Raw genomic sequence first — 6,224 nt, forward strand, 5'->3', positions numbered from 1 at the left:
TCAAGTCCCGGACGCGAAAGCGCAGGTCCCCTCCGAGATTCCCCGGTTCGCCGCGCCGTCGCACCCCCATGCGATGGCGCGTTTTTCCTGTGCCCCTTCGACCTGAGGAATCTTCGTGTCATTCCGTTCTTCCCGAGTCACCGCCGCCGCAGCTCTCACGCTGGGTGCCGCCCTGCTGCTCTCCGCCTGCTCGAGCGGGGAACCCGCGGCTGAACAGCCCGAAGCGCCCGCCGCCGCACAGACAATCACCTTCACCGACAACCACGGTGAGGTCGAGATGCAGTCGCACCCGGAGCGGGTTGTCGCGCTCGACAACCACGTGTTTGAGACACTCAGCTCCTGGGATGTCCCGCTTGTCGCCGCACCCAAGGGCCTCATGGGGACCGTATGGACCGACTACATCGAAGACGACTCGGTCGCTGATGTCGGTACCCATCGCGAGCCGAACCTCGAAGCGATCGTTGCTGCCGAGCCTGATCTCATCATCGGCGGCTACCGCTTCAGCGACGCCTACGACAACCTCGTAGCGCAGAACCCGGATGCGACCGTGATTGATATCGCCCCGCGTGAGGGTGAGGACCTCTTCGAGGAGTTGCAGCGCGAGACGACGATCCTGGGCCAGATCTTCGGCCAGGAAGACGAGGCCGAGAAGCTGAACACTGCGCTTGAAGACGCGATCGACGGTGCCAAGGCCGAGTACAACGGCACTGACACCGTGATGGGCCTCATCACCTCCGGCGGCAAGATCGAGTTCGCCGCAGCCGGGACCGGTCGCAGCGTCGGCCCCGTATTCCCGGCCCTCGGCTTGAAGCCCGCGATCTACCGCGCCGCAGAAGACACCTCCCACGGTGACGACATCAGCGTCGAGGCCATCGCGGAGTCGAACCCCGAGTGGATGATCGTGCTCGACCGCGACGCGTCCTTCTCCGAGCCCGAGCCCGGTTCGGTTCCCGCGGACGAGCTGATCGCAGGATCCGAGGCGCTCGCCAACGTTCCCGCGGTGCAGAAGAACCAGATCATCTACCTGGACCCGAACTTCTACCTCACCGAGGATATCCAGGCGTACACCGCGCTCATCGAGCAGATCAAGGCGGCCTTCGCCGCAGCATGATCTCGCCCGTTCCTGCGGCCGAGTCGGGCCGCGACAGCGGGGAGCCCAAGCGTCAGCGCGGGCTCCCCGCTGCGGCGTCCCCACACACCGCAGCCCCACGCCGGGGCCGCGGTGTGTGGCCGATCCTGATCGCGTCCCTCATCGTGGTCGCGCTTGTCATCGCATCACTCCTTGTGGGGGTGTACGACATTACCGGCCAAGACTTTGGTGCCGAGATGTTCTGGATCACCCGGGTCCCACGCACGCTCTCGCTGGTGCTCGCAGGTGCCGCGATGGCCACCAGTGGCCTGGTTATGCAGATGCTGACGCAGAATCGTTTCGTCGATGCGACAACCTCCGGCACGACGGAGTGGGCAGCGCTCGGCCTTCTGCTGACGGTCTTGCTGGTACCTGGAGCCACGCTCGGAACGAAGATGGTGCTGTCGAGCCTCGCCGCCTTTGTGGGCGCGATGCTGTTCATGGCGATCCTCCAGCGTATCCCGATCCGCACAATGCTTGTGGTCCCGCTCATCGGCATCATGCTCGGCGCCGTGGTGAGCGCGCTCACCACGTTCCTCGCCGCGCAATTTAACATGTTGCAGCTCGTCGGCACGTGGTTCATGGGCAGCTTCACCGCGGTGGTGCGCGGCCGCTACGAGGTGCTCTGGATCGTTGGCATCGTCACGATTCTTGTGTTCCTGCTCGCAGATCGCATCACCGTGGCCGGGCTTGGCAAAGACGTCGCGACGAGCGTCGGGGTGCCGTATACAGTGATCCTGATTGCGGGAACCGCGCTTGTCGCGGTCGCCGCTGGCGTCACGACCGTGGTTGTCGGTTTCCTCCCGTTCCTCGGGCTTGTGGTCCCCAACGTGGTGTCGATGATCCGCGGCGACAATGTGCGGAGTAACCTGCCCTGGGTCTGCCTCGGTGGGATCGCGCTTGTGATCGCGTGCGACCTGATCGGACGCACGATCCGGATGCCGTTTGAGATCCCGGTTTCGATGGTGCTGGGCCTTGTCGGGTCCGTGGTCTTCATCACTCTGCTTCTGAGGCAGCGCCGTGGCTAGTATCGTTCGCCTCTCCGACACCGGACTGCCCCCGCTCGACCCCGTAGCCGGCCCGGGCTGGCTACGGCGCGCCTTCCCCACTCTTCTGGTGTTCGCGGTGGCCCTGGTGCTCGCCGTGCTCATTCTCGTCTACGGCAACCCGGCGGCCCCGGGAAGCAGCGGATTCTGGACGATCGTCCGCAGTCGCGGTGCGTCCCTCGGTACAATCGCGCTCGTTGCGGTGTGCCAGGCCGTTGCGACCGTGCTGTTCCACACCGCCACCTCGAACCGGATCCTCACCCCGTCGATCCTCGGCTTCGACGCGCTCTACGTGCTCACGCAAACCTCGCTCGTCTTCTTCTTCGGTGCCTCTGCCGGGGGCATGGACGGGATCCCGAAGATCCTCGCGCAGAGCGGTCTGATGGTGATGTTCGCCACGCTCCTCTATGGCTGGCTGTTCTCCGGGAAACGGGCAAACCTGCACCTCCTGCTCCTCGTGGGAGTAGTGCTGGGAATGGGCTTCGGCTCCGTCTCGACGTTTATGCAGCGGCTGCTCACCCCGAGCGAGTTCGACGTGCTTTCCGCTCGCCTGTTCGGCAGCATCGGCAAAGCGAATCTCGACTACCTCCCCATTGCCGCGGTCATCGTCGCAGTGATCCTTGGATTCGTGTGGTCCCGCAGGCGCCGTTACGACGTGATTGCGCTGGGCCGGGACGTGTCTGTGGGCTTGGGTCTGAACTACCGACGGGAAGTAGTGACGATCCTCGTGCTCGTCGCGGTACTTGTTTCAGTTTCGGCGACACTCGTCGGGCCGATGACCTTTTACGGCTTCCTGGTCGCGACTCTTGCTTACCAGTTTGCGCGCGGCGACCGGCACTCAGAGATCCTGCCCCTGGCCATCGGAATCGGGCTTGTTGCGCTCCTCGGAGCCACGTTCATCCTGAAACACGTGTTCGCGGCGGCCGGGCTTGTCACAGTGATCATTGAATTCCTGGGCGGCCTCCTCTTCCTGATCGTTATCTTGAGAAAGGGCATGCGGTGATCGAACTCCACGGCGTCGACAAGCACTATGCGGGGACTCGCGTCCTTGGCCCCGTCGACCTCACCATCGAACGCGGCGGCGTCACCGCACTGATCGGCCCGAACGGTGCTGGCAAGTCGACGATGCTGACAATCATCGGACGGCTCCTCGAAGCCGACCGCGGGCAGGTCACCGTCGGAGGGCTCGACGTGCGTGTCGCGAAGTCGCGAGATCTGGCGAAGGTGGTGTCCATCCTGAAGCAGGAGAACCACTTCATGGCGCGGCTTACTGTGCGCCAGCTCGTCACCTTCGGGCGCTTCCCACACTCCGCGGGCAGGCTGACTGCGACCGACGAGCGCGCGATCCACGCCGCAATTGCCTTTCTCGATCTGGCAGGGATGGAGGATCGCTTCATCGACGAGCTCTCCGGCGGGCAGCGCCAGCGCGCGTTTGTCGCGATGGTGCTGGCGCAGGACACTGACTACGTGCTGCTGGATGAGCCGCTCACAGGACTCGACATGCGCCACGCGGTCGGGATGATGTCGCAGGTGCGCGCCGCGGCCGACGCGCTCAACAAAACCGTGATCCTCGTGATCCACGACGTGAACTTCGCGGCCGCGTATGCGGACCGGATTGTGGCGCTCGCCGATGGGCGCGTGGTCGCCTCGGGAACCCCGGAAGAGATCATCACTCCTGAGGTGCTGGAGCGCGTCTTCGAGACGCCGGTGCAAGTGCTGGAGCACGCGGGGCGGCGCGTGGCTGTGTACTACAGGCCGTAGGGGAACGGTTGATACTCGTGCAGGGAGCGGCATCGCCGGCAGGGTAGCGTGGAAGCATGCAGAGCCTCAGCCTCATCGATACCTGGCCCGTGAAGAACGCCGCGACCGCGGTGATCGCCCGCGACGGGCGGATCCTCGGCCAGCACGGCGATCAGGATCGCGAGTTCGCGCTTGCCTCGGTCACGAAGCTGCTCAGCGCGGCCGCGATCCTGCTCGCCGTCGAGGAGGGCGCTCTGGAACTCGACGATCCGGCGGGGCCGGAGGGATCAACGGTGCGTCATCTGCTTGCACACGCCTCCGGCCTGGACTTCTCCGAAGACCTGATCCGGGCGCGTCCCGGGCACCGTCGCGTGTACTCGAATCTGGGCATCAACGTGCTCGCTGAGACGTTTACTGAGCGTGCCGAGATGCCGTTCGCGGAGTACTTGCGCGAGGGGATCTTCGAGCCGCTCGGGATGACGTCGACCAGGCTCGAAGGGGCCCCCGCTGCAGGTGGCTTCTCGACCGTGGCGGACCTGTCACGATTTGCCGCTGAGTTGCAAGCCCCGCAGGTGCTCCACCCGGACACGATTGCGCTCGCCACGCAGGTCGCCTTCCCCGGCCTCGACGGGGTACTGCCCGGCTTCGGGAGGCAGAACCCCAACGACTGGGGCCTGGGCTTCGAAATCCGCGACGGCAAGCACCCGCACTGGACGGGAAGCCGTAACAGTCCGCAGACCTTCGGACACTTTGGGCAGGCGGGGACGTTCCTGTGGGTCGACCCCGTTGCTGAGGTCGCGTGCGTGACGCTCACAGACCGGAACTTCAGCACCTGGTCCGCCGAGGCCTGGCCTGTGTACTCCGACGCAATTCTCGCCGAGCTCGCAGGCTAGCGCCTCCGCCACCTCTCACCTTTCCCGCAGGTATCCTCGGAGCGGCTCCCCAAGGAGTGCCACAGGTAGGCCGAGCGCGTGAGCGACGCGCCGCGCAGTTTCCCGCGGTGTCTGGAGTACGTCGGTGTGACGAAACCTGAGCACCTGATACCCGGCGTCCCGCGCTCGCTCAAGCCTGTTCGCGTCTCGCGCATACTGCCGGTCGCTTGTCCTGTGCTGCTCCCCGTCGTATTCGACGATGAGCTTCCGTACGAGATCCGCCATGTCGAACCGCCCAATCCATTTTCCGCGCGCATCGTGGATCGCGACCTGCAGCGGAAGCTCGGGGAGCCCGTGCTCAATCAGCACCAGCCGAAGCAGGGTTTCCATCCGAGACTCCGCTCCGGCTCGCGCAAGGCTGAGTGCTGTGCGCAGCCTCCGGATGCCGCGAGTCTTGGCCGTAGCAGCAGCGGCCTCCAATTCCCCGAGCGCCACCACAGAGGTGCCGTTGTGTTCCCGCCGCGGTCGGATCAGGTGGTCGGCCGCCACCACGAGTTCCCGGAAAGGGAGCACCGCGGCTGCCTGTGTGAGCGCGAGCGCGGGTGGGGCGACCGGGGCCCCGCTGGGTTGGTGCCGCCAGGGTGCGATGGCGGCGGAATGTGTATGACCCACCGCCCCACGGGCTCGCGCAAGTCTGGCAGGGCGGAGGATCGATACGTGCGGTTCAGCGGGGAGCGCGATGGGACACCCCAGCAGCACGAGCGCCGTTGCATGACTGAAGAGCTCGTTCGCTCGGAGTCTCGGCACGTATGCGAGGGCCCTACCCCTGGCGCGATCAGCGGGGGTGTTTCGGGGCTCCCCAGCCACGGGAAGCGCCCGCACTCCGAAGAACGGTGCGAGCAGCCGAGGATGACGAAGTATATCCGGGCTGAGGCCCAGGGACGGTCCTTCGCTGACGGCAATCGGGCGCTGGGCGAGCGTATCCGGCAGTGGGGTGCATGGTCGAGACACGCACCTCATCCTCGAGGGGTGGGAGCCGGGATGGGGCCACCGCGCAGCTGTTGTGGATAACCCCAGGACTTTCCGCGGGCCCCTGCCCCTGTGAAAAACAGGAATGAGCCGCCCTCCCAACTCACTGCCCACACCAACAGCCGCCGAGGGGACGCACTTCGGGGTCATTTGTGTGGCGGTCTCAGGTGGTGAGTGCAACACCCCTGAGGTACTCGTCTAGTGTCTCAGCCGGCGTATTAAACCCCAACGTTTTCCGCGGGCGAGCATTCAGCAAGTCCTGCATCTGCCGCAACTCGTCCTCGGACACGTCGTTGAAGTTCGTGCCCTTGGGATAGAAATCCCGGATGAGTCCGTTGAGGTTCTCGTTCGAGCCCCGCTGCCAGGGCGAGTGGGGATCACAAATAAACACCGGGATCCCCGAATCGA

General features: G+C 65.2%; 7 protein-coding genes. 5 read left to right on the forward strand and 2 right to left on the reverse strand.

Annotated elements, in window-relative coordinates; genetic code table 11:
* The first annotated feature begins 115 nt into the window (after window positions 1-115).
* From FM113_RS14390 to FM113_RS14410, 5 genes are read left to right on the forward strand one after another with little or no spacing between them, the layout of a single operon-like run.
* The gene (locus FM113_RS14390; RefSeq protein WP_087015519.1) at window positions 116-1,111 is read left to right on the forward strand and encodes a siderophore ABC transporter substrate-binding protein; all 996 of its coding nucleotides are present in this window, start codon (window positions 116-118) and stop codon (window positions 1,109-1,111) included.
* Entirely contained in the window at window positions 1,108-2,157 is a 1,050-nt protein-coding gene (locus FM113_RS14395) for an ABC transporter permease (RefSeq protein WP_087015520.1), read from the forward strand. The genes FM113_RS14390 and FM113_RS14395 overlap by 4 nt, the downstream gene beginning before the upstream one ends.
* Complete coding sequence (locus tag FM113_RS14400; protein ID WP_087015521.1) at window positions 2,150-3,178, forward strand: iron chelate uptake ABC transporter family permease subunit; 1,029 nt, start codon at window positions 2,150-2,152, stop codon at window positions 3,176-3,178. The genes FM113_RS14395 and FM113_RS14400 overlap by 8 nt, the downstream gene beginning before the upstream one ends.
* Entirely contained in the window at window positions 3,175-3,936 is a 762-nt protein-coding gene (locus FM113_RS14405; RefSeq protein WP_087015522.1) for an ABC transporter ATP-binding protein, read from the forward strand. The genes FM113_RS14400 and FM113_RS14405 overlap by 4 nt, the downstream gene beginning before the upstream one ends.
* 56 nt (window positions 3,937-3,992) lie before the next feature.
* Window positions 3,993-4,808, forward strand: a complete 816-nt coding sequence (locus FM113_RS14410; protein ID WP_087015523.1) for a serine hydrolase — start codon at window positions 3,993-3,995, stop codon at window positions 4,806-4,808.
* A gap of 15 nt (window positions 4,809-4,823) precedes the next feature.
* On the opposite strand, the gene FM113_RS14415 is transcribed toward FM113_RS14410, so the two are convergent.
* Window positions 4,824-5,594 carry an endonuclease domain-containing protein gene (locus tag FM113_RS14415; protein ID WP_176387248.1) on the reverse strand — a complete coding sequence of 257 codons (771 nt, stop codon included), beginning with the start codon at window positions 5,592-5,594 and terminating at the stop codon, window positions 4,824-4,826.
* 385 nt (window positions 5,595-5,979) lie between these two features.
* On the reverse strand, window positions 5,980-6,224 hold a 245-nt coding region (locus tag FM113_RS14420; protein ID WP_254908927.1), incomplete at its 5' end, for an IS30 family transposase.

Source organism: Leucobacter sp. 7(1) (assembly GCF_900163635.1).
Lineage (GTDB): Bacteria > Actinomycetota > Actinomycetes > Actinomycetales > Microbacteriaceae > Leucobacter.